This is a genomic window from Streptomyces sp. NBC_01276 (assembly GCF_041435355.1).
In the GTDB taxonomy this organism is placed as follows: Bacteria; Actinomycetota; Actinomycetes; order Streptomycetales; family Streptomycetaceae; genus Streptomyces.
Genome location: NZ_CP108442.1, coordinates 3,193,591 through 3,215,090, shown reverse-complemented (window position 1 = coordinate 3,215,090; position 21,500 = coordinate 3,193,591). Strand labels below are relative to the sequence as shown.

Sequence of the window (21,500 nt, the reverse complement as noted above, 5' to 3'; positions counted from 1 at the left end):
GCGCAGCCCAGGCCCTAGACTCCCGTCCGTACCAGATCAACCAGATCGTCGACAGTGGCCGAGGAGCGAGGAAACGGACGTGCCCGACCCAACGGTATCGACCGTGACCGTGACCGTGACCGCCGCGGACTACTTCCGGAGTTATTCGGTCGTCGGCCTGCTCGCGGTCCTCGGCGTGCTCTTCGTGGCGGTGGCCTTCGGCGCCGGCCGCCTGCTGCGGCCCGTCGTCCCGACCCCCGAGAAGCTGCTGACCTACGAGTGCGGTGTGGACCCCGTGGGCGAGGGCTGGGCACACACCCAGGTCCGCTACTACGTCTACGCCTTCCTCTACGTCATCTTCGCGGTCGACTCGATCTTCCTCTTCCCGTGGGCGACGGTGTTCGCCGCCGCCGGTTACGGCGCCACGACCCTGGTGGAGATGTTCGTCTTCCTCGGTTTCCTGGCCGTCGGCCTGCTCTACGCGTACAAGAAGGGCGTCCTCGAATGGACGTGACACCGCAGGTGGACGTGACGGTCCAGCCCGAGCTGCTCCCGGAGCCCAAGCGCCTGGGAGTCCTCTCCCGCCTCGCCCCGGAGCCCATGAAGGTGGTCCTGAACTGGGGCCGCCGCTACAGCCTGTGGGTGTTCAACTTCGGGCTCGCCTGCTGCGCGATCGAGTTCATCGCCGCCTCCATGGCCCGCCACGACTTCATCCGGCTCGGCGTCATCCCCTTCGCGCCGGGCCCGCGCCAGGCCGACCTGATGATCGTCTCGGGCACGGTGACGGACAAGATGGCGCCGGCCGTCAAGCGGCTCTACGAGCAGATGCCCGAGCCGAAGTACGTCATCTCCTTCGGCGCCTGCTCCAACTGCGGCGGCCCCTACTGGGACTCGTACTCGGTCACCAAGGGCGTCGACCAGATCATCCCGGTCGACGTCTACGTCCCCGGCTGCCCGCCCCGTCCCGAAGCGCTCCTCCAGGGCATCCTCAAGCTCCAGGAGAAGATCGCTCGGGAGTCCCTCGCGGAGCGGTACGCGGCGGCCCCCTCGGTCTCCCAGCTGACCAGCGGCCTCGTCACGCCCCCGCCCGCCCCCGTCTCCGCCCCGGAGGCCGGCGCGTGAACCTCTACGACTCCCTCCCCGACGCGGCCCCCACCGTCTTCGGCGCCGAGGCCGTGGGCTCCTTCTCGTACGACGTCCTCACCGTGGACGTCCCGGTCGGATCGTGGATCCCCGCCCTGGAGATCGCCCGCGACAAGCTGGGCTGCACCTACTTCGACTGGCTGAGCGCGGTCGACGAGCCCGGCACGGGCTTCCGGATCTGCGCGCACGTCGTCTCCCTGGAGAACCACCGCGTGCGCCGCCTGCTGCTGCGCACCACCGTCCCGCACGCGGCCCCGTCCCTGCCGTCCGCCGTCGCCGTGTACGCCGGGGCCGAATGGCACGAGCGCGAGACGTACGAGATGTTCGGCGTCACCTTCACCGACCACCCGCACCTCGTCCCGCTGCTGCTCCCCGAGAACTTCGAGGGGCACCCGCTGCGCAAGGACTTCGTGCTGGCGGCGCGCGTCGCCAAGGCGTGGCCCGGAGCGAAGGAGCCGGGCGAGGCCCACGACCCGGACGCGCCCAAGCGGCGGCAGATGCTGCCGCCCGGGGTGCCCGACCCGAACGACTGGGGTCCCCTCAAGGGCCAGCTCCCGCCGGCCCCCGCCCGCCCCGCCCGCACCCCGCGCGCGGCCGGCGAAGGCGCCCCCGCCCGCCGTCCGCGTCCGGCCGGGGAGGCCCCGGCGGCCCGGCGCACCCGCTCGGTGACGGAGGGCTCGGCCACCCAGGCGGCGGACGCCGCCGCTCCGGACACGGCCGCTCCGGACACGGCCGCTCCGGACACCGCCGCTCCGGACACCGCCCGTCCGGTCCGTCGTAGCCGTTCGGTGTCGGAGGGCTCGGTGAGCCAGGCGGCCCCGGCGGCGGACCCCGCCACCCCGGGTTCCGCTGCCGCTCCGGGCACCGCCGCCCCGGACGCCGCGCGTCCGGTCCGTCGTAGCCGCTCGGCATCGGACGGCTCGGCGAGCCAGGCGGCCCCGGCCGCGGACACCGGGACGACCCCGCGGCCGGACGCACCCCGTCGCTCCGCCCCGCGCAGCGACGACGCCCCCTGGCACAACCCCAAGCCCGCCTTCGAAGACCCCGGCGGGTCGCCGGCCGCACCCCCGGACCCCGGGGCCGGCCCCGAGCCCAAGCCCGAGGCTGAGCCCAAGGCCGAGCCCGGCACCCCCCAGCCCCAGCCCGATCCCGATTCCGATCCCGACACCACCGGAGGCGACGCGTGAACGACGTCCTCGACGTCGCCCTGCGACTCATCGTCGTCTTCGCCGTCTTCCTCGTGCTCCCGCTCGTCGTCGGACAGACCGAACACAAGGTGATGGCGCACATGCAGGGCCGCCTCGGCCCCATGTACGCCGGCGGCTTCCACGGCTGGGCCCAGCTCGTCGCCGACGGCGTGAAGTTCGCGCAGAAGGAGGACATCGTCCCGGCCAACGCCGACCGGCGGATCTTCCAGCTCGCCCCCGCCGTCGCGCTGCTGCCGTACCTGCTCGTCCTCCTGGCCATCCCCATCGGGCCGGGCGAGGGCGCCGTCGGCCAGGTCATCGACGCCGGCCTCTTCTTCGCGCTCGCCGTCATGGGCATCGGAGTCCTCGGCTCCCTCATGGGCGGCTGGGCCTCCGCGAACAAGTTCTCCCTGCTGGGTGGCCTCCGGACGGCCGCCCAGCTGCTCGCGTACGAGCTGCCCATGCTGCTCGCCGCCGCCTCCGTGGCCATGGCCGCCGGGACCGTGTCCCTGCCCGGCATCGTCAACGCCTTCGAGTGGTGGTGGCTGCCCTGGCAGATCATCGGCGCGCTGGTCTTCTTCACCGCCGGCCTCGCCGAACTCCAACGGCCCCCGTTCGACATGCCCGTCGCCGACTCCGAGATCATCTTCGGCGCGTACACCGAGTACACCGGCCTGCGATTCGCGCTGTTCCTGCTCGCCGAGTACGCCGGCATCGTCGTCCTGTGCGCCCTCACCACCGTCCTCTTCCTCGGCGGCTGGCACGGCCCCTTCGGCGGCGACGGCCTCGGCTGGATCTGGACCCTCCTCAAGGTCGCCGTCCTCGCCTTCGTCGTGATCTGGCTCCGCGTGAGCTACCCGCGGCTGCGCGAGGACCAGCTCCAGAAGCTCGCCTGGACCGCGCTCATCCCCCTCGCGCTCGCCCAGATCGCGCTCACCGGCATCGTGAAGGTGGCGATCCAGTAATGCCCCCGATCCCCGGATCCGGCCTCGCCAAGGGCCTGGCCGTCACCCTGCGCACGATGACGAAGCGCGCGCACACCGCGCAGTACCCCGAGACGCAGCCCGAGCTCCCGCCCCGCAGCCGCGGGGTCATCGGCCTGTTCGAGGAGAACTGCACGGTCTGCATGCTGTGCGCCCGCGAGTGCCCCGACTGGTGCATCTACATCGACTCCCACAAGGAGACGGTGCCCGCCGCCACCCCCGGCGGCCGCGAGCGCAGCCGCAACGTCCTCGACCGCTTCGCCATCGACTTCTCCCTCTGCATGTACTGCGGCATCTGCATCGAGGTGTGCCCCTTCGACGCCCTCTTCTGGTCGCCGGAGTTCGAGTACGCGGAGACCGACATCCACGAGCTCACCCACGAGCGCGACAAGCTGCGCGAGTGGATGTGGACCGTGCCGGCCCCGCCCGCCCTGGACCCCGCCGCCGAGGAGCCCAAGGAGATCGCCGCCGCCCGCAAGGCCGTGGACAAGGCCGAAGCCGCCGCTGCCGCCGCCGCTGCCGCCGCCCAGGACCGGGCGGCCGACACCGCGCCCGGTACGCCCCCGACCACCCCGGAGGCCGACGCGTGAGCATCGCAACCGCCCCCCTGGCCGCCGCGGGCCACGGCTTCCTCTCGCCGACCGGCGTCGAGATCGCCTTCGTCCTCGTCGGCCTCGCCACCCTCGGCGCCGCCCTCGTGACGGTCACCACCAAGCAGCTCGTGCACGCCGCCCTCTGGCTGGTCGTCGCCCTCGGCGGGATCGCCGTCGAGTACCTCCTGCTGACCGCCGAGTTCATCGCCTGGGTCCAGGTCCTGATCTACCTCGGCTCCGTGGTCGTCCTCCTCCTCTTCGGACTCATGCTCACCAAGGCCCCCATCGGCCGCTCACCGGACGCCGACTCCGGCAACCGCTGGGTCGCCCTCGGCGTCGCCGGCCCCGCGGGCGCCGCGCTCGTCTGGGTCGTGGTCGACGCCTTCCGCACCACCTGGATCGACCTCGACGGACCCGCCCAGGGCTCCACCAAGGTCACCGGCGAGATCCTCTTCCAGCACTGGGTGCTCCCCTTCGAAGCACTGTCCGTCCTCCTCCTCGCGGCCCTCATCGGCGCCATCGTGCTCTCCCGGCGCAACACCGCCGCCGAGGAAGCCGCCGACGCCGCCGCCCGCACCGGGAAGGGCCAGCGCTGATGCACCTCGCCTACCCCGCCGTCCTGGCGGCGCTCCTGTTCGCCACCGGCCTCTACGGAGTGCTCGCCCGCCGCAACGCCATCCTGGTCCTGATGTCCGTCGAGCTGATGCTCAACGCCGTCAACCTCAACCTGGTGGCCTTCGACGTCTGGCTGCGCGACACCCTCCACGCCGGACAGGCCCTCACGCTCTTCACGATCGCCATCGCCGCCGCCGAGATCGGCATCGGCCTCGCGATCGTGCTGATGGTGTACCGCAACCGCGGCACCTCGGACGTCGACAAGCTGCGCGACACCGCCGAGGGCCACGAGCCCGCCCGGCCCGACGACAACACCGCCCGGCCGGAGGTCGCCGCGTGAGCACCACGACCCTCGCGGTCCTCGTCCCCGTCCTGCCCTTCCTCGGCGCGGTGGCAGGCCTGCTCCTCGGCCGCACCGCCCCCGGGTTCGTCCGGCCGCTGGCCATCCTGCCGACGCTGGGCGCTGCCGTACTGGCCGTGTTCGTCGCCGTCCGCCAGGGCGGCGGCCCGGCCATCGAGACCGCCACCGAACTGACCCCGACTGGCTCGGTGCCCATCGACCTGTCGCTGTACCTGGACGGCTTCGCCGTCCTCGTCGCCGTCCTCGTCGGGGTGGTCGCCACCTGCGTACAGCTCTACTCGACGGCCTACCTCCGCGACGACCCGCGCTACCCCTCGTACGCCGCGCTCGTCTCCCTCTTCACCTCCGCCATGCTGGTCGTCGTCTACTCCGGCGACCTCATGGTGCTGCTCGTCGGCTGGGAGGTCATGGGCATCTGCTCGTACTTCCTGGTCGGCCACTACTGGGAGACCGAAGCGGCCCGATCCGCCTCCCTCAAGGCCTTCCTCGTCACCAAGCTCGGCGACGTCCCCTTCCTCATCGGACTGTTCGCCCTCGCCACCGACGCCGACTCCTTCCAGATCACCAAGGTCCTGGGCACCGTCGCCTCCGGCGGGCTCGACCACCCGACGCTGATCGCGCTGCTCCTGCTCGCGGGCGTCGCCGGCAAGTCCGCCCAGTTCCCGCTGCACACCTGGCTCCCGGACGCCATGGCGGGCCCCACCCCGGTCTCCGCGCTGATCCACGCCGCGACGATGGTCGCCGCCGGCGTCTACTTCGTCGCCCGCCTCCTGCCCGTCTTCGAGGCCTCGCGCGCCGCACTGGTGGTCATGGCTGTCATGGCGGCCGTCACGATGATCGGCTCCGCCCTCGCCGCCCTGGCACAGGACGACATCAAGCGGGTGCTCGCCTACTCCACGATCGGTCAGCTCGGCTACATGACCGGGGCCCTGGCCGTCGGCGACCGCGCGGCCGCCGTCTTCCACCTCCTGTCCCACGGCGCCTTCAAGGCGCTCCTCTTCCTCGGCGCGGGCGTCATCATCCACGCCGCCGGAACGAACTCCCTGGCCGCCATGTCCCGCATGGACGGCCTGGCCAAGCGCATCCCCGACGCCTTCTGGACGATGACGCTCGCGCTGCTCGCGCTCGCCGCCATCCCGCCCTTCGCCGGCTTCTTCTCCAAGGAAGCCGTCCTCGTCGCCGCCGAGCAGACCGCCACCGGACACTCCGACGCCGCGCCCGCCGCCGCCGGCTGGCTGGTGCTCGTCGCCGGCGTGCTGACGGCCCTGCTCACCGCCGCCTACGCCACCCGGCTGTGGCTGATGGCCTTCCGCGGCCGGGGCGCCGCCGCCCCCGACCACGGCAAGGAGCCCGTCGCCATGACCGGCGTGCTGTGGCTGCTGGCCATTCCCACGGTCGGCTTCGGCCTCGCCGCCGGAAACCTCGCCGACTGGTTCGGCGGCAGGGAGCTCACCCCGACCGTGGCCACCTCGGTCCTCGGCACGGGCGCCGCCCTCATCGGCGTGGTCCTGACCTACGGCCTCTGGCAGCGTGCCGCGGCCAAGGCCGCCGCCACCGCCGCCGCCCGCGCCACGACCGCACCCGGAACGGCCCCCGTCGGCCCGGCCGCGGGCGCCCCCGTGCCCGCCTCCGTCGCCGCCGCCGAGTCCGCCGCGCTCGCCGCCGTGGAGTCCGCCGCCGAGACCCCCGAGGTCGCCGAGGTCACCCACGAGCACCCCGTCGTCCCGGCCGGGCCCGCCCCCGACCCGGGCCGCGCGCTCCTCGGCCCCCTGCACCGCCACGCCGCCGAGGGCTTCCACCTCGACGCCGTGTACGACCGGCTGTTCGTCCGCCCCGTCCGGGCCGCCGCGACCCTGGTCCGCTTCCTCGACCGCGAGGTCGTGGACACGTACGTCCGCGGCGCGGGCGCCGGCCCCCGGCTGCTCGGCGCCCTCGTACGCCGGGCCCAGACCGGCAACGTGCAGAGCTACCTGAGCGCCCTGCTCGCCGGCGCCGTGGTCCTGGCGATCGCCACCGCCGTCCTCGCCAACGTCAACGCCGGATCGTGAGCCGTGAGTCAGCCGTGATTGATATCAGCCCGTCCGTGATGCAGTTCCTTCTGGCGTTCACCGTGGCCGTACCGCTCCTCGGGGCCGTCGCGGCCCTGCTGCCCGCCCCGCCCGGCCTCAAGGGCAAGAACCCCGACCAGGCGGTCCTGCGCCACGGCGTCACCGTCACCGGAGTCGTCCTCGCCGCGGCGATCGCCCTCGCCCTGGGCTTCGACCACGACGCCCCGTCCCGCTTCCAGGCGACGACGGACATCAGCTGGATCCCGGCGCTGGACATCCGGATCCACCTCGGCATCGACGGCATCTCGCTCCCCCTCCTCCTGATGACCGCGCTGCTGTTCTTCCTCTGCGCGGTGTACAGCTACTACAAGCTCCCCGAGGGCCCCTCCCCGAAGGCCTTCGTCTCCCTGCTGCTCGTCCTGGAGGCCGGCACCCTCGCCACCTTCGCCGTCCTCGACCTGCTGCTCTTCTTCCTCGCCTTCGAGATGGTCCTCATCCCGATGTACTTCCTCATCGCCCGCTGGGGCGGTGCTCAGCGGCAGGCCGCCGCCTGGAAGTTCATCCTGTACACCCTCCTCGGATCCGTGGTCATGCTCCTCGGACTGCTGCTGATCGGACTGAACAGCGGCACCTTCGACATGGTGGCACTCGCCTCTGACAACGGCCGCGAACTGTCCCACACCACCCAGATCCTGGCCGTCCTGGCCATCGGTCTCGGCCTCGCCGTGAAGACCCCGATGTGGCCGCTGCACAGCTGGCTGCCGGACGCCCACACCGCCGCCCCCACCGTCGGCTCCGTGCTGCTCGCGGGCGTGATGCTGAAGATGGGCACGTACGGGTTCGTCCGCATCCTGCTGCCCATCACCCCCGACGGCATGCACACCTTCGCCCCGTACCTCGGCGCCTTCGCCGCCGTCGGCATCGTCTACGGGTCCCTCGCCTGCCTGGCCCTCGCCCGCAAGGGCAACAAGGGCGACCTCAAGCGGCTCATCGCCTACTCCTCCGTCGGCCACATGGGCTTCGTCCTGCTCGGCATCGCCACCCTGACCCCCACCGGGGTCAACGGCGCGCTGTTCGCGAACATCGCCCACGGACTGATCACCGGCCTCCTCTTCTTCCTGGTCGGCGCCCTCAAGGACCGCTACGGCAGCAGCGACCTCGACACCCTCGCCGGAGTCACCGGCGCGGCCCTCTACGGCCGCGCCCCCCGCCTCGGCGCGCTCCTCGCCTTCGCCGCCGTCGCCTCCCTCGGACTGCCCGGCCTGGCCGGCTTCTGGGGCGAGATGCTGGCCCTGTTCGGCGCCTTCGACCCGGCCGAGGGCCTGTCCCGCCCGGCCTTCCTCACCTACATGGCCGTCGGCGCGTTCGGCACCCTGCTGACCGCCGCCTACCTGCTGGTCGTCGTCCGGCGCGTCTGCATGGGCGACCCCAAGGCCGGTCCGGAGGTCTCCCTCGCGGACGTCCAGCACTACGAGTTCGCGGCCTGGACCCCGCTCGTCGCCCTCACCGTCCTCGCCGGCCTGTGGCCCGCGACCCTCCTCGGCCTCACCGACCCGGCCGTCCAGAAGCTCCTCGCAGGAGGCAACGCATGACGGCCCCCACGGTCCTCGCCGCCGACACCGCCACCCTGGTCCAGTCCGTCGACTGGCTCGCGATCGCGCCCGTGGTCGTCCCCGCCGCCGTCGCCCTGCTCGTCCTGGTCGCCGACCTCTTCGTCCCGGAGGCCCGCAAGCCGCTCCTCGGCTGGATCTCGGTCGCCGGCCTGGCCGTCGCGACCGCCGCCCTGCTGCCGCTGCGCGCCGGGGACCGCACCACCTTCTGCCTCACCGGCGACCCCGCCGCGTGCAGCTACACCGCCGACCACTTCGCGCTCGTCGTGCAGTTCCTGGTGCTGGCCGGAGCCCTGGTCACCGCCCTCCTGTCGCTGACCGCCGTCCGCGAGGGGCGCATCCCGGCCGGCGAATACTGGTTCCTGCTGCTCTCCTCCGCCGCCGGCGCGGCCCTGCTGCCCGCCGCGCGCGACCTCGCGACCCTGATCGTCGCCCTCGAAGTCGCCTCGCTGCCCGCCTTCGCCCTCGTCGGCATGCGCCGCGGCGACCGGCTCTCCTCCGAGGCCGCCCTCAAGTTCTTCCTGTCCTCGGTCACCGCCACCGCCGTGTCCCTGTTGGGCGTCAGCTTCGTCTACGGAGCCACCGGCTCCCTGCACCTGTCCCAGGTCGCCGACCGGCTCGAAGACGTCCCCGGGCAGCTCGACAACCTCGCCATGGCGGGTGTCGCGCTCACCCTCGTCGGCTTCGCCTTCAAGACCGCGGCCGTGCCCTTCCACTTCTGGGTCCCGGACACCTACGTGGGCGCCCCGCTGCCCGTCGCCGGCTACCTCTCCGTGATCGGCAAGGCCGTCGGTTTCACCGGCCTCGTCCTCGTCACCGTGATCGCCTTCCCGGCGTACTCCGACGTCTGGGGCCCGGCCCTGGCCGTCCTCGCCGCGCTCACCATGACCCTCGGCAACGCCGCCGCCCTGCGCCAGTCCCCGGACCGCCCCAACAGCGCCGTCCGGCTGCTCGCCTGGTCCTCCGTGGGCCAGGCCGGCTACCTGCTCGTCCCGATCGCCGCGGCCGCGTACTCCGGCCGCGACCAGATCGGCTCCACGGTCGCGTACGCCCTGATGTACGCCACCGTGAACCTCGGTGCCTTCTCCGTGGTCGCCCTGGTCGCCCGTACGAAGCCGCTGAACCGCATCAGCGACTACCGGGGCCTGTACGCCGAGCGCCCCCTCGCCGCCCTCTCGATGGCCTTCTTCCTGCTCTGCCTGGCCGGCCTGCCGCCCGGCATCATCGGCCTCTTCGCCAAGGTCGTCGTCTTCCGGTCCGCCGTCGACGCGGGCCTGGGGTGGCTCGCCGTGCTCATGGCCGTCAACGTCGTCGTCGCCCTGTACTACTACCTGCGCTGGACGGCGCTGCTCTTCCGCCCCGCACAGGAGGGGGCGGCCGAGGGGGCGGCCGAGGGGGCCGTACGCGCGAAGACGCCCCCGCCGGTCAAGGCCGCGATCGCCCTCACCGCGGTCACCGCCCTGGTCCTCTCCGGAGCTCCCCAGCTGGTCCTGCGGTTCGCCTCGGGCACCCTCTTCCCGCAGTAGCCCGACGCGGCGACCCGAACGGAGCAACGCCCGCCGCCGCCCCCCGGCCCAGGCCACGGGGGCGGCGGCGCCGTCGTGCCCGGGGAACCAGGAGCTCCCACCTCGCGTTGACCAGGAAGGGAGGGTCCACTGGACCGAAGACCCCGGACAGGACGGGGCTCCCCTGCCGCACCACTTGGAGGGCGTACCGTGCACCGCCGGCACAACGGGCTGAAGACCGCCGTACTCCTCGGCGGGCTGTCCGCACTCATCATCCTCATCGGAAGCCTCTTCGGACGGACCGGCCTGATCATCGCCGTCATCGTCGCCCTGGGGACGAACGCGTACGCGTACTGGAACAGCGACAAGCTGGCTCTACGCGCGATGCGCGCCCGGCCCGTCAGCGAATTCGAGGCCCCCGAGCTCTACCGGATGGTGCGCGAGCTCTCCACGTCCGCGCGCCAGCCCATGCCACGGCTCTACATCTCCCCGACCGAGGCCCCCAACGCCTTCGCCACCGGCCGCAACCCGCGCAACGCCGCCGTCTGCTGCACCGAGGGCATCCTGCGGATCCTCGACGAGCGCGAGCTGCGCGGGGTCATCGGCCACGAGCTGAGCCACGTCTACAACCGGGACATCCTGATCTCGTCGGTCGCCGGAGCCCTGGCCTCCGTGATCATGTTCCTGGTGAACTTCGCCTGGCTGATCCCGGTCGGCCGGTCCAACGACGACGAGGGCCCCGGCTTCTTCGGCATGCTGCTGATCATGATCCTGGGCCCGCTGGCCGCCACCGTGATCCAGCTCGCCATCAGCCGCTCGCGCGAGTACGAGGCGGACGCCTCCGGGGCCCAGCTCACCGGCGACCCCCTTGCGCTGGCCAGTGCGCTGCGCAAGCTGGACGCAGGCACCAAGCAGCTCCCCCTGCCCCCGGAACCCCGGCTGGAGACGGCGAGCCACATGATGATCGCCAACCCGTTCCGGCCCGGCGAGGGGCTCTCCAAGATGTTCTCGACGCATCCTCCGATGGCCGAGCGCATCGCCCGACTCGAACAGATGGCGGGGCGCAGTCAGTGAAACTCATCCTGAACGTCATTTGGCTCGTGCTCAGCGGGATCTGGCTCTTCCTCGGCTACTGCCTCGCCGGGGTGCTGCTCTGCATCACCATCATCGGCATCCCGTTCGGCATCGCGGCCTTCCGCATCGCCGTCTACGCCCTCTGGCCCTTCGGCTACACCACGGTCGAGCGCCACGACGCGGGCGCCGGCTCGTGCATCGGCAACGTCCTGTGGCTGGTCCTCGCCGGCTGGTGGCTCGCCATCGGCCACATCGTCACCGGCATCGCCCTGTGCATCACGATCATCGGCATCCCCTTCGGCATCGCCAATTTCAAGATGGTCCCCCTCTCCCTGCTTCCGCTGGGCCGCGAAATCGTCCCGACGGACGCCCCCTTCGCCTCCCGCTGACCTGCTCACCACACCCCCGGTGGCCCTGCCTCCGGGGGTTATCCACAGGCCTGGTGGACTGTCGGTGGCGTGCCGCACCATGAACACATGAACGAGACCGAGCAGTTGCTCCAGCAAGTCACATATCGGGTGAGCCCCTGCGCGCGCCGCCCCCGGAGCCGCGGAACAGGCCCTGCGGGCGGTACGGGGACCCGCCCGGCCGCACCCGTGCGGCCCCGCACGGCCTCCCTCCGGCCCCCGCGCCGCCGCCGTCCGCCGCAGCCCGCGCGGGGGAGGGGCGAGCCCCGGAGAAGACCTCTGGAACCCGCTTCGGTTCCAGCTCAGCTCCCGGAGCCCGAGCGGCGGCGCACCCCGTAGGACAGCGCCCCCAACGCCAGCACCGCGGCCCCCGTCACCGTCGAGGCGAGGGGCAGTGCGCAGGCGAGCAGTACGCAGCCGGACAGCCCGACCGCTGCCACGGCCCGGTCCTTGACAGCTGAACCGAGAGTCCACGCGGAGGCGTTCGCGATCGCGTAGTAGGCCAGCACTCCGAAGGAGGAGAAGCCGATCGCGCCCCGCAGATCGACCGTGGCCGCGAGCACCGCCACGACCGCGCCCACGGCCGCCTCGGCACGGTGCGGGACCTGCCGCCCGGGATGAACGGCGGCCAGCGGACGCGGCAGATGGCCGTCCCGGGCCATCGCCAGGACGGTCCGCGACACCCCGAGCACCAGGGCCAGCAGGGAGCCCAGCGCGGCCAGCACCGCCCCCACCCGGACCACCGGCACCAGTGCGGGCCACCCGGCCGCCCGCACCGCGTCCGCCAGCGGGGCCGTCGACCCCGCCAGCACCTCGGCCCCGAGCACCGACAGCACCGCCACCGTCACGGCGGCGTACACGCACAGGGCGATCCCCAGCGCGATCGGCACCGCGCGCGGGATCGTGCGCTCCGGATCGCGCACCTCCTCGCCCAGGGTGGTGATCCGCGCATAGCCCGCGAAGGCGAAGAACAACAGCCCCGCCCCCTGCAGCAACCCGACCGCCCCCGGGGCCGCCCCACCGAGCCGGCCTGACTGCGCCGCCCCCGACGTCAGGCACGCCACCACCACCGCGGCCAGCACGGCCAGTACCGCCACCACGATCAGCCGGGCCGTCCGGGCGGATTTCCGCACCCCGCCGCAGCCCGCCGCGGTCACCGCCACCACCGCCAGGGCGGCCACGACGTGCTCCCGTCCGGGCCACACGTACGCACCCACGGTGAGCGCCATCGCCGCGCAGGAGGCCGTCTTGCCCACCACGAAGCCCCAGCCGGCCAGGTACCCCCAGAAGGGACCGAGCCGCTCGCGCCCGTACACGTAGGTCCCGCCGGAGGACGGGTAGCGGGCGGCGAGCCGCGCCGAGGAACGGGCGTTGCAGTAGGCCACCAGGGCCGCCACCGCCAGAGCGGCGAGGAGGGCGCCGCCCGCCGCCCGCGCCGCCGGGGCCAGGGCCGCGAAGATCCCGGCGCCGACCATCGCACCCAGCCCCACCACGACCGCGTCCGACACGCCCAGGGTGCGTCTCAACTCGTTGTCCACGCGCGGAGGATATGTGCCCTAGATGACGCCCTCCCGGCCGGGAAGCGGCGTCCGCGTGCGCTCCCACCCCTCCAGGGCCGTCAGACAGGCGTGGTCGAGGTGCCGCAGCCCGCTGAGGTCGAGGCGCACCGACGTGGCGTGCGGTACCGCCTCCAGGGAGTCCAGCAGCTTGGGCAGCTTCAGGAAGCTGGCGTTCCCCACGACCCGGACGCACAGCTCCTCGCCCTCCCAGACCTCCTCGATGTGCACGTGGGAGGTCTCCCAGGCCGCCTTGGCCACGGCGAGCCCCAGCCCGACCAGCACCCCCTCGAACAGGCTGGTCGCCACGATGGCGACGGCCGTCGCCAGCAGCACCACCGCCTCCCCCCGGTGGGACCGCCACAGGGCGGCCACCGCGCGCGCCGGCAGCAGCTTCCAGCCCGCGTGCAGCAGCACCCCGGCGAGCGCCGCGAGCGGCACGGCCTCCAGCACCCCGGGGAACACGGCGGCGAACAACAGCAGCCAGGCGCCGTGCAGGATCCGCGAGGCCCGGGTGCGGGCCCCGGCCTCCACGTTGGCGGAGCTGCGCACGATGACGGCGGTCATCGGCAACGCTCCGAGCAGACCGCAGACGGTGTTGCCCACCCCCTGGGCGATCAGCTCCCGGTCGTACTCGGTCCTCGGCCCCTGGTGCATCCGGTCGACGGCCGCCGCGCTGAACAGGGTCTCGGCCGAGGCGATCAGCGCGAGCGCGATCACCGTCCCGACGGCCCCCGCGGACGCCAGCACCCCGAAGTCGTTCCAGTCGGGCGGCGCCACGGCGTCCAGCACCCCCGTCACCCGCACCCGCTCCACGGGCAGCCGCAGCAGCGCGGCCGCGGCCGTGGCGGCGGCCACCCCGACGAGCGCCCCCGGCACCAGCCGCAGTCGGGGCGGCACCCGCCGCCAGAGCACCAGCACCGCGATGGTCCCGGCGCCGAGCGCCACCGCCGCCCAGTCCGCCCGCGCCCCGAGCTCGTGCATCGCGCCCAGCTTGGCCAGCGTCCGCCCCGGGGCCGCGACGCCGCCCAGGGCGTAGAGCTGTCCCACGATCAGCACCAGCCCGATCCCGGCGAGCATCCCGTGCACGACGGCCACGGAGATCGCCCGGAACCACCGGCCCAGCCGCAGCGCGCCCATGACGAGCTGGAGCAGCCCGGCGGCCAGTACCAGTACCCCGAGCGCGGGCAGTCCGTAGGCGCTCACGGCCTCGTAGACCAGCACCGTCAGCCCGGCGGCCGGGCCGCTGACCTGCAGGGAGCTACCCCGGAACCAGCCGGTCACCAGGCCGCCGACCACCCCGGTGACGATCCCCAGCTCGGCCGGCACCCCGGAGGCGACGGCCACCCCCACGCACAGCGGTAGCGCGACCAGCGCCACGACGACGGACGCCCCGAAGTCCGCACGGAAACTGCCGGCCCCAGGCATGCGGGAACCCCCTGTCACGCGGTGGTTGATGTTTCACCCAGCGTGACGGGCGCACCGGCCCGCGCCTAGTGACCATGAGGGGGCCGCGGAGGAGCGTGCGCCGTTCACGCCGGGCACACGCCCCTGACGGGCGCCGACACGACGAAGGGCACAGCGCGGGCGGCCGCCGAGGAAGGCCTCGGCGATCTGCCCCCGCTGTGCCCCGCGGGTCCGCTCAGCGGCGCGTCACAGGCGCCGGTCAGCGGTAGTTCACGAACTGGATCGCGAAGTCCAGGTCCTTGCCCTTCAGCAGGGCCTGGACGGCCTGGAGGTCGTCGCGGCTCTTGGAGCTGACGCGCAGCTCTTCACCCTGGACCTGGGCCTTGACGCCCTTGGGGCCCTCGTCCCGGATGATCTTCGCGACCTTCTTGGCGTTCTCCTGGGAGATGCCCTCCTCGATCGTCGCGAAGATCTTGTACTCCTTGCCGGACAGCTGCGGCTCGCCGGCGTCCAGCGCCTTCAGCGAGATGCCGCGCTTGACCAGCTTGGTCTCGAACACGTCGAGGACGGCCTTGACGCGCTCCTCGGAGTTCGCCTCCATCAGGATCTTCTCGCCGGACCAGGCGATCGACGCGCCCGTGCCCTTGAAGTCGTAGCGCTGCGAGAGCTCCTTCGAGGACTGGTTGAGGGCGTTGTCGACCTCCTGCCGCTCGACCTTCGAGACGATGTCGAAACTGGAGTCGGCCATGTGCTGTGGCTCCTTGAAGTCGGCTGCGTTGTGCCCCGGAGGGCGCGGCCGGACATCCCCGGACCGCTCCGCAAAGCCTAGCCACCGCACCCGCGCGCGGCGCTGATCAATCCGGTGGCGAACCACCCCCGAGCATCGGGTATTGTTTACGTCGTTGCCAAGGAGCGCCGCCGAAAGGCGGAAAGATGGCAGCGATCTTGGCGGTGTGCCCGAGTGGCCAAAGGGAGCAGACTGTAAATCTGCCGGCTCAGCCTACCCAGGTTCGAACCCTGGCGCCGCCACGCGAGTGGAACCCCCGTTCATCTGCGGAAGCGCAGTGGGCGGGGGTTTCTTCGTACACCCGCGCGCCCGGCCCGGCCTACGCGGCCGCCGGATCGGTCACCGTCAGGTGGTACGTGGTGTCGACCCAGAAGCCCTGGGTGTCGGCCGCCTGGATCTCCAGGACGAACTGACCCGCCGGAAGAGGTGCGAGAGCGCACCACAGACCCCAGGCGACCCGGGGTATGCCCATGCTCAGGAAGGGCTTCGAGGCGAACTCGCTCAACGGCAGGGGCGTGCTGTTCAGCGCCGCGGAGGCCCGGGTCGCCTCCAGGCGCCACGGCTTGGTCACGAAGGGCACCACCGGCCGCTGGGTGTTCAGGACCGGGAAGAACAGCCGCCGCCCCGCCGGGACGCTGCACCGGCGCACCACCCGGCCGCCGAAGGTGCCCGCCAGGAACCACAGGTCCGACGGCTGGCGCCACCCCGCGTAGGCCCCCGTCGTATCGGCCACGGGGCTCTCGTCGACCGGCGCGGACAGGGCCCACTTCCACCACCTGGCGGCGAGCCGGCCACCCTCCGCCGCACCGATCCGCCAGTCGCCCTCGCCCATGCCCCGACCCCGCCGCCTCGCACGACCGCCCCCTGCGGCCGATTCCGGGGTGACCCTATCGGGCCACTCGGGCGCACCGATGTGGACGGACCGTCGTTCACGGGGCGTGACATGGACATCGGACACACGGGGGAAGGTCGGCGGCGGCGTGCTGGCCGCCCTCCTCGGCGCGGGCATCCCGGCCCTGCTCGGAACGACGCTCCACGGGCACGCGGGGGAGCCCTACCGGGAAACCCGGCTCTACTTCGGCACCGAACGCCCCGGCGGCAGGGACCCCGTCGGCCGCGGCGAGTTCATGCGCTTCCTGGACCGGGAGGTCACCCCCGCCTTCCCCGAAGGACTGACCCTCCGGGACGGCTACGGCCGACGGAGCGGCCCCGGTGGCGCGATCGTCCGCGAAACCTCCTACGAAGTCGTCCTGCTCTACCCCGAGAAGGAGGCCGAGGAGCGCGACACCCGCGTCGAACGGATCCGGCGGACCTACCGGGAACGCTTCCAGCAGGAATCCGTCGGCCGCTCCGACGACGAGCTGGAGGCCGACTTCTGACGGGCACTCGGCACGTCCCGCCCCCCGCCCTCAGTTGCCCGCCACGTCCTTCACCGCCACCGACACCGGCGTCGAACCCGACACCAGCTCCAGCGTCAGACCGGCCGTCGCCGGAGTGTCGACCAGCTCCGCCAGCACCGCCGCCACGTCCTCGCGCGGCACCGGCCCCCGGCCGGTGCGCGCCTCCAGCCGGACCAGACCCGTACCGGCCTCGTCCGTCAGGGCGCCCGGACGCAGGACCGTCCACTCCAGCCCCAGCCGCGTGCGGACGTGGTCGTCGGCCTCGCCCTTGGCCCGCAGGTAGAAATCGAAGACCTCGCCCCCGTCGTGGCGGGAGTCGGCGCCCATCGAGGACACCATCAGGAAGCGCCGCACGCGCGCCCGTTCGGCGGCGTCGGCGAACAGCACCGCCGCACCCCGGTCCACGGTGTCCTTGCGCTCCGCGCCGCTGCCCGGACCGGCCCCGGCGGCGAACACCGCCACGTCCGCGCCCTGCAGGATCCCCGCCACGTGCTCGACCGAAGCAGACTCCAGGTCGCACAGCACCGGTTCGGCGCCGGCCGCCCGCAGATCGGCGCCCTGCTCCGGATCACGGATGATGCCCGCGACCTCGTACCCGCGCGCGGCGAGCAGGGGCTCCAGCCGCAGCGCGATCTGACCGTGTCCACCCGCGATGACGATGCGCATGTCCCGACCGTACGACGGACCGGGCGCCCACGCCCGCGAACGGCCCCCGGACGCTCAGGGCCCGGACTCCGTACGGCCCTGCCTGGGCAGGTCCAGGGCCACCGCCACCGCCGAATCGCAGTACTCCCGTACGGCACTCGTCCGGGCTACCACGCGCCCCCGGTGGATCACGATCCGGCTGTACGCGAGGGACAGCACCCCCGCGATCCGTTCCCCGCGCACGGCGAGCAGTTCCGCCGGGAACCCCGCCTCCACCCGCACCTCCGGCAGGCCCATGGCCTCGCGGGCGGCCGCGCTCACCGCCTCGTAGGCCTCCGCGGGGCGCAGCCCGCCCTGGGAGGCGAGCAGGTACGCCGCTTCGAGCGGATCGCCCCGCCCGACCGGGTTCCCGGCGTCCCGCAGCGCCCCGCTGCCGGCGGCGACCCGGACCCCGGCCGCGCGCAGGAGGCGTACGGGGGCGGTGCGCAGGCCGCGGCGCTCCAGTGCGGCGCAGTCCCCCTGGGGCAGGCAGGTCACCCGCACCCCGGCCGCGGCGAGCTGGTCGGCGGCCCGCGCGGCCGCGTCCAGCGGCAGCCGGGACAGCCCGCCGCACGGGCCGATGGTCACTCCGGGGCGCAGCCCCCCGGCCATCGCCGCGAGGCGGGCGAGACGGCCCGGATCGTCACCGTCGGTGTGCAGGTCGACGGGGCAGCCGTGCTCTGCGGCCAGTTCGAGGACGGCTTCGAGGAAACCCGTCGGGTCGGGGTCCAGGTCGGGGCAGCCCCCGATCACCGAGGCGCCCATCTTGACGGCGTCGCGCAGCATGGCGAGCCCGTCGGCGCCGGCCACCCCGGTCAGCAGCCGGGGGACGGCCACCGTGGTCAGGTCGGTGAGGCCGCGCAGCGAGCGACGGGCCTGGAGCGCGGCCTCCATGGGACCCAGGCCGTGCACGTCCCCGATGCGCACGTGGGAGCGGACGGCGGTGGCGCCGTGGCCGAGCTGGAGGAGCGCCGCCTCGGTGGCCCGGCGCTGCACGTCGTCGGGGGCGTACGAGACGGGGCCCTCGCCGTCGGCCGTGAGGGCCGTGTCCCCATGGGCGTGCGGCTCGGCGGGGGCGGGCAGGAGCAGGTACCCGCTCAGGTCGACCCGGGCCATGGCCGGCGCGGGGAGGCTGCCCGCCGTCCCGACGGCCTGGATCCGGCCGCCGCCGAGCCGTACGTCGACGGTGCGGCCGTCGGTGAGCCGCGCCCCGGCGAGGAGGAGGCCGGTCGCCTCGGGGGCGGGGCCGCCGAGGGGGTCACGGGCCGGGTTGCGGGAAGGGCCTTCGGCGGGGTTCCGCGGGGAGTGGGACGGCTGCTGCGGCTGGCTGTCGGACATCGCGCTCCTGCGGGGGCTCGGGCGGTTCCTGTGCCGTGGCCGCAGCCCGCGGCCCAAGATCACGCAGCGTGCTCAGAGCCTAGGGCGCGGGGGTCCCGGGTTCGCGGAAGAGCTCAATAGTCGTACCGGTGTGGTGCCCATGCGTCCGGCGCCCGGGCGGGGCCGGGTGGAGCCGGGTGGGGCCGGGAAGGATCCCCGGGGCGTGACCCCGGGGTGTGACCCCGGGCACATTCGGGGGTGAAAGTGGCCCGGGACGGGGTGTGGGGCCGGTGGGGAAAGTCCTGGTCCCGGCTTCCGAGCCCAGTCCCCCCAAAGGATTTGGGCGATCGGCTGGCAACCGTGTAATGTCTTCCTCGCTCGCCCCAATAGCTCAGTCGGTAGAGCGTCTCCATGGTAAGGAGAAGGTCTGCGGTTCGATTCCGCATTGGGGCTCTGGTGAGAGAGGTTCCCCACCCTCGGGTGGGGAACGGATCTCATCAAAGCGGCGTAGCTCAGTCGGTAGAGCAAGCGGCTCATAATCGCTGTGTCACCGGTTCAAGTCCGGTCGCCGCTACACCCAGTAGCCGATTGCGGGGTCGGTCTCCCGATCGGCTACTCTTTTATGCGTTCATCCGTCCCATAGTCCGTCAAGGAGCACTCACGTGGCTGCCACCGACGTCCGCCCGAAGATCACGCTGGCCTGCGTGGAGTGCAAGGAGCGGAACTACATCACCAAGAAGAACCGGCGTAACAACCCGGACCGCATGGAGATGAAGAAGCACTGCCCGCGCTGCAACTCGCACACCGCGCACCGCGAGACCCGCTGATCCTGGCGAAGTCTTCAATATAGGCACCGTCATGAGGTCGTCCCCTTCAATGGGGGCGGCCTTGTGTCGTTTCTGCTCCGGTTTCTTGATCGGCGATCGATGATCGTCGATCGGTCGTCCGCAGCCTTTCGTGTCCCTTCAACAGGAGGTAGTGCCATGGCCCTCGACCAGACCTTCGTGGGGCGGACGTACCCGCCCACCGAGCCGTACGAGGTCGGCCGGGAGAAGATCCGCGAATTCGCGGTAGCGGTGGGTGACGAGAATCCCGTCTACACCGACCCCGAAGCCGCCAAGGCGTTCGGTCACCAGGATGTGATCGCCCCGCCGACCTTTGTGTTCGCCATCACTTTCGCGGCCGCGGGCCAGGTCATCGAGGACCCGCAGCTGGGGCTGGACTACAGCCGCGTCGTGCACGGCGACCAGAAGTTCGCGTACGTCCGCCCCGTGCGGGCCGGCGACCGTCTCACCGTGACCTCCACGATCGAGGCCGTGAAGTCGCTCGCGGGCAACGACATCATCGACATCCGCGGCGAAGTCCACGACGAGTCCGGCGAGCACGTGGTGACCGCCTGGACCAAGCTCGTGTCCCGCGCCCCCGAGGAGGCCTGAGATGACCGCGCAGATCCAGTACGCAGACGTCGAGGTCGGCACCGAGCTGCCGGCGGCGTCCTTCCCCGTGACGCGCGCCACGCTGGTCCGCTACGCCGGGGCATCGGGTGACTTCAACCCGATCCACTGGAACGAGAAGTTCGCCAAGGAGGTCGGACTGCCGGACGTGATCGCGCACGGCATGTTCACCATGGCCGAGGCGATCCGTGTGGTGACCGACTGGACCGGCGACCCGGGCGCGGTCGTCGAGTACGGGGTGCGCTTCACCAAGCCCGTGGTCGTCCCGAACGACGATCAGGGCGCCCTGATCGAGGTCACGGCGAAGGTCGCGGCCAAGCTGGACGACAAGCGCGTACGGGTCGACCTGACGGCGATGAGCGCGGGCCAGAAGGTCCTGGGCATGTCCCGCGCGGTAGTCCAGCTGGGCTGAGGGTCGGGGCGGGGTCGGGGCGGGGGTGTAACCCTGTGCGGGCCCGACGGGGCTGGTCGGGGTCGGGGGTGGGCGGTGCGCCCTTGGTCCGGGTCTGGGGAGGGCTGGGGGCGTCCCGCCAGTCCACTGTCCTTCCGTGTCGGGACGGTCCCTCAAGGGCGCTCCTTCGTCGCGTCGCTTCGCGATGGCCTTCGGCCACCCTTGACCGACCGTCCCGCCACGGAATGCCAAAGACTGTCGGGAAGCCCCCAGGGAAACGGCCGGGAGGAAACCGAGGGCCTGGGGGCCAGTCAGAGACGTACGGCCCCTACCCGCCTGGGCAGACCCGAGGCACGGGCCCCCTCGTTCTGATTCCGGGCCGGGTGTTGCCTGACCACCCCAAACGGCGACCAGACCGCCCGGCCATGCCTTCGGGACGGCACACGCGTCAGATCGCTACGCGCTTCTCTTGGCATAGCGTCTGCGACCCGTCTGGGGCTGGACATAGGCCGCCCAAGACGGTCGGTTGGCGGGCTTGTCGGGCGGCTGACGGCCGGCAGGCCATCACCCCCGCCCCCGAAGGGGCCTATCGATGTCCCCGGGTGTCCTGTCGGACTCTGAGGACGACAAAGTCGTCCTCAGAGTCCGACAGGCAGCACCAGCGCCCCTCCGAAGCCCGCCCATCACCCCAAAAGGGACAAACGGCCCGCGCTCGCGTGAGAGATCGAGGCCCCCGGACCGTGGGCGGCTTATGTCCAGCCCCAGACGGCCGGCGGACGCAATGCCGTGCGAAGCGCGTAGCGATCCGGTGCGTGTGGGGCCCGCCGGGCGGTCTGGTCACCCTTTCGTGCGGCCTGGACGCCCCGGCCCGTGGGCCGATGGCCATTCGGGGCCCGAATGCGGGACTGGGCGGAGATGGCTCGCGAATCTCTGGGATGCCCGCCCCTCGAAGATCTCCCCGTGGACCGTTCTTTTGGGGGTTTCCCGGCAGTCTTTGGC

Annotated in this window: 22 protein-coding genes and 3 tRNA genes; 19 read left to right on the top strand and 6 right to left on the bottom strand. The window is 72.5% G+C overall.

What is annotated here, in order from left to right; genetic code table 11:
* Positions 1–79 precede the first annotated feature (79 nt).
* From OG295_RS13980 to OG295_RS13925, 12 genes are all read left to right on the top strand, one after another.
* Positions 80–493, top strand: coding sequence for an NADH-quinone oxidoreductase subunit A (locus OG295_RS13980; RefSeq protein WP_371677163.1), 414 nt, complete (start codon positions 80–82; stop codon positions 491–493).
* Positions 484–1,101, top strand: a complete 618-nt coding sequence (locus OG295_RS13975) for an NADH-quinone oxidoreductase subunit B family protein (protein ID WP_266841090.1) — start codon at positions 484–486, stop codon at positions 1,099–1,101. Before OG295_RS13980 ends, OG295_RS13975 begins: the two co-directional genes overlap by 10 nt.
* Positions 1,098–2,309 (top strand): NADH-quinone oxidoreductase subunit C, encoded by a 1,212-nt coding sequence (locus tag OG295_RS13970; protein WP_371677162.1) that lies wholly within the window; start codon positions 1,098–1,100, stop codon positions 2,307–2,309. The genes OG295_RS13975 and OG295_RS13970 overlap by 4 nt, the downstream gene beginning before the upstream one ends.
* On the top strand, positions 2,306–3,274 hold the full coding sequence (locus OG295_RS13965; RefSeq protein ID WP_371677161.1) for an NADH-quinone oxidoreductase subunit H: 969 nt from the start codon (positions 2,306–2,308) through the stop codon (positions 3,272–3,274). The genes OG295_RS13970 and OG295_RS13965 overlap by 4 nt, the downstream gene beginning before the upstream one ends.
* The gene (locus OG295_RS13960) at positions 3,274–3,882 is read left to right on the top strand and encodes an NADH-quinone oxidoreductase subunit I (RefSeq protein WP_371677160.1); all 609 of its coding nucleotides are present in this window, start codon (positions 3,274–3,276) and stop codon (positions 3,880–3,882) included. The genes OG295_RS13965 and OG295_RS13960 overlap by 1 nt, the downstream gene beginning before the upstream one ends.
* Entirely contained in the window at positions 3,879–4,481 is a 603-nt protein-coding gene (locus OG295_RS13955; RefSeq protein ID WP_371677159.1) for an NADH-quinone oxidoreductase subunit J, read from the top strand. The genes OG295_RS13960 and OG295_RS13955 overlap by 4 nt, the downstream gene beginning before the upstream one ends.
* The gene (nuoK, locus tag OG295_RS13950) at positions 4,481–4,840 is read left to right on the top strand and encodes an NADH-quinone oxidoreductase subunit NuoK (protein ID WP_030241213.1); all 360 of its coding nucleotides are present in this window, start codon (positions 4,481–4,483) and stop codon (positions 4,838–4,840) included. Before OG295_RS13955 ends, nuoK begins: the two co-directional genes overlap by 1 nt.
* On the top strand, positions 4,837–6,909 hold the full coding sequence (locus OG295_RS13945; RefSeq protein WP_371677158.1) for an NADH-quinone oxidoreductase subunit L: 2,073 nt from the start codon (positions 4,837–4,839) through the stop codon (positions 6,907–6,909). Before nuoK ends, OG295_RS13945 begins: the two co-directional genes overlap by 4 nt.
* A 38-nt stretch (positions 6,910–6,947) precedes the next feature.
* Positions 6,948–8,501, top strand: coding sequence for a NuoM family protein (locus tag OG295_RS13940; protein WP_371681189.1), 1,554 nt, complete (start codon positions 6,948–6,950; stop codon positions 8,499–8,501).
* The gene (locus OG295_RS13935) at positions 8,498–10,045 is read left to right on the top strand and encodes an NADH-quinone oxidoreductase subunit N (RefSeq protein ID WP_371677157.1); all 1,548 of its coding nucleotides are present in this window, start codon (positions 8,498–8,500) and stop codon (positions 10,043–10,045) included. Before OG295_RS13940 ends, OG295_RS13935 begins: the two co-directional genes overlap by 4 nt.
* A gap of 189 nt (positions 10,046–10,234) precedes the next feature.
* On the top strand, positions 10,235–11,098 hold the full coding sequence (htpX, locus tag OG295_RS13930; RefSeq protein WP_371677156.1) for a zinc metalloprotease HtpX: 864 nt from the start codon (positions 10,235–10,237) through the stop codon (positions 11,096–11,098).
* Positions 11,095–11,487, top strand: a complete 393-nt coding sequence (locus OG295_RS13925; protein WP_371677155.1) for a YccF domain-containing protein — start codon at positions 11,095–11,097, stop codon at positions 11,485–11,487. Before htpX ends, OG295_RS13925 begins: the two co-directional genes overlap by 4 nt.
* A gap of 320 nt (positions 11,488–11,807) precedes the next feature.
* Here the strand turns inward: OG295_RS13925 and OG295_RS13920 are convergent, their stop codons facing one another.
* The 3 genes from OG295_RS13920 to OG295_RS13910 all read right to left on the bottom strand — a co-directional run bounded on the left by OG295_RS13920 (position 11,808) and on the right by OG295_RS13910 (position 15,216).
* Positions 11,808–13,043, bottom strand: a complete 1,236-nt coding sequence (locus OG295_RS13920) for an APC family permease (RefSeq protein ID WP_371677154.1) — start codon at positions 13,041–13,043, stop codon at positions 11,808–11,810.
* 18 nt (positions 13,044–13,061) lie between these two features.
* Complete coding sequence (locus OG295_RS13915) at positions 13,062–14,489, bottom strand: SulP family inorganic anion transporter (RefSeq protein ID WP_371677153.1); 1,428 nt, start codon at positions 14,487–14,489, stop codon at positions 13,062–13,064.
* Between the two features lie 238 nt (positions 14,490–14,727).
* Entirely contained in the window at positions 14,728–15,216 is a 489-nt protein-coding gene (locus OG295_RS13910) for a YajQ family cyclic di-GMP-binding protein (RefSeq protein WP_371677152.1), read from the bottom strand.
* 199 nt (positions 15,217–15,415) lie between these two features.
* Between OG295_RS13910 and OG295_RS13905 the strand changes: the two genes are divergently transcribed.
* A tRNA-Tyr gene (locus tag OG295_RS13905) sits at positions 15,416–15,497 on the top strand.
* 77 nt (positions 15,498–15,574) lie between these two features.
* On the opposite strand, the gene OG295_RS13900 is transcribed toward OG295_RS13905, so the two are convergent.
* The gene (locus OG295_RS13900; protein ID WP_371677151.1) at positions 15,575–16,087 is read right to left on the bottom strand and encodes a hypothetical protein; all 513 of its coding nucleotides are present in this window, start codon (positions 16,085–16,087) and stop codon (positions 15,575–15,577) included.
* A gap of 106 nt (positions 16,088–16,193) precedes the next feature.
* On the opposite strand from OG295_RS13900, the gene OG295_RS13895 reads away from it, so the two are divergent.
* The gene (locus OG295_RS13895) at positions 16,194–16,634 is read left to right on the top strand and encodes a DUF3574 domain-containing protein (RefSeq protein WP_371677150.1); all 441 of its coding nucleotides are present in this window, start codon (positions 16,194–16,196) and stop codon (positions 16,632–16,634) included.
* Between the two features lie 30 nt (positions 16,635–16,664).
* Here the strand turns inward: OG295_RS13895 and OG295_RS13890 are convergent, their stop codons facing one another.
* Both OG295_RS13890 and OG295_RS13885 read right to left on the bottom strand, forming a co-directional pair.
* Positions 16,665–17,321 carry an SDR family oxidoreductase gene (locus tag OG295_RS13890; RefSeq protein WP_371677149.1) on the bottom strand — a complete coding sequence of 219 codons (657 nt, stop codon included), beginning with the start codon at positions 17,319–17,321 and terminating at the stop codon, positions 16,665–16,667.
* Positions 17,322–17,375: 54 nt separating this feature from the next.
* Positions 17,376–18,677: an amidohydrolase family protein gene (locus tag OG295_RS13885; RefSeq protein WP_371677148.1), complete on the bottom strand. Its 1,302-nt coding sequence runs from the start codon at positions 18,675–18,677 to the stop codon at positions 17,376–17,378.
* A 359-nt stretch (positions 18,678–19,036) separates the two neighbouring features.
* On the opposite strand from OG295_RS13885, the gene OG295_RS13880 reads away from it, so the two are divergent.
* The 5 genes from OG295_RS13880 (at position 19,037) to OG295_RS13860 (ending at position 20,522) form a co-directional block, all read left to right on the top strand.
* Positions 19,037–19,109: transfer RNA gene (locus tag OG295_RS13880), tRNA-Thr, on the top strand.
* 48 nt (positions 19,110–19,157) lie between these two features.
* A tRNA-Met gene (locus OG295_RS13875) sits at positions 19,158–19,230 on the top strand.
* A gap of 88 nt (positions 19,231–19,318) precedes the next feature.
* Positions 19,319–19,483 carry a 50S ribosomal protein L33 gene (rpmG, locus tag OG295_RS13870; protein ID WP_007265873.1) on the top strand — a complete coding sequence of 55 codons (165 nt, stop codon included), beginning with the start codon at positions 19,319–19,321 and terminating at the stop codon, positions 19,481–19,483.
* 156 nt (positions 19,484–19,639) lie between these two features.
* Positions 19,640–20,092: a MaoC family dehydratase N-terminal domain-containing protein gene (locus tag OG295_RS13865; protein WP_007265874.1), complete on the top strand. Its 453-nt coding sequence runs from the start codon at positions 19,640–19,642 to the stop codon at positions 20,090–20,092.
* Between the two features lies 1 nt (position 20,093).
* On the top strand, positions 20,094–20,522 hold the full coding sequence (locus OG295_RS13860) for a MaoC family dehydratase (protein ID WP_030241244.1): 429 nt from the start codon (positions 20,094–20,096) through the stop codon (positions 20,520–20,522).
* The last annotated feature ends 978 nt before the right edge of the window (positions 20,523–21,500 follow it).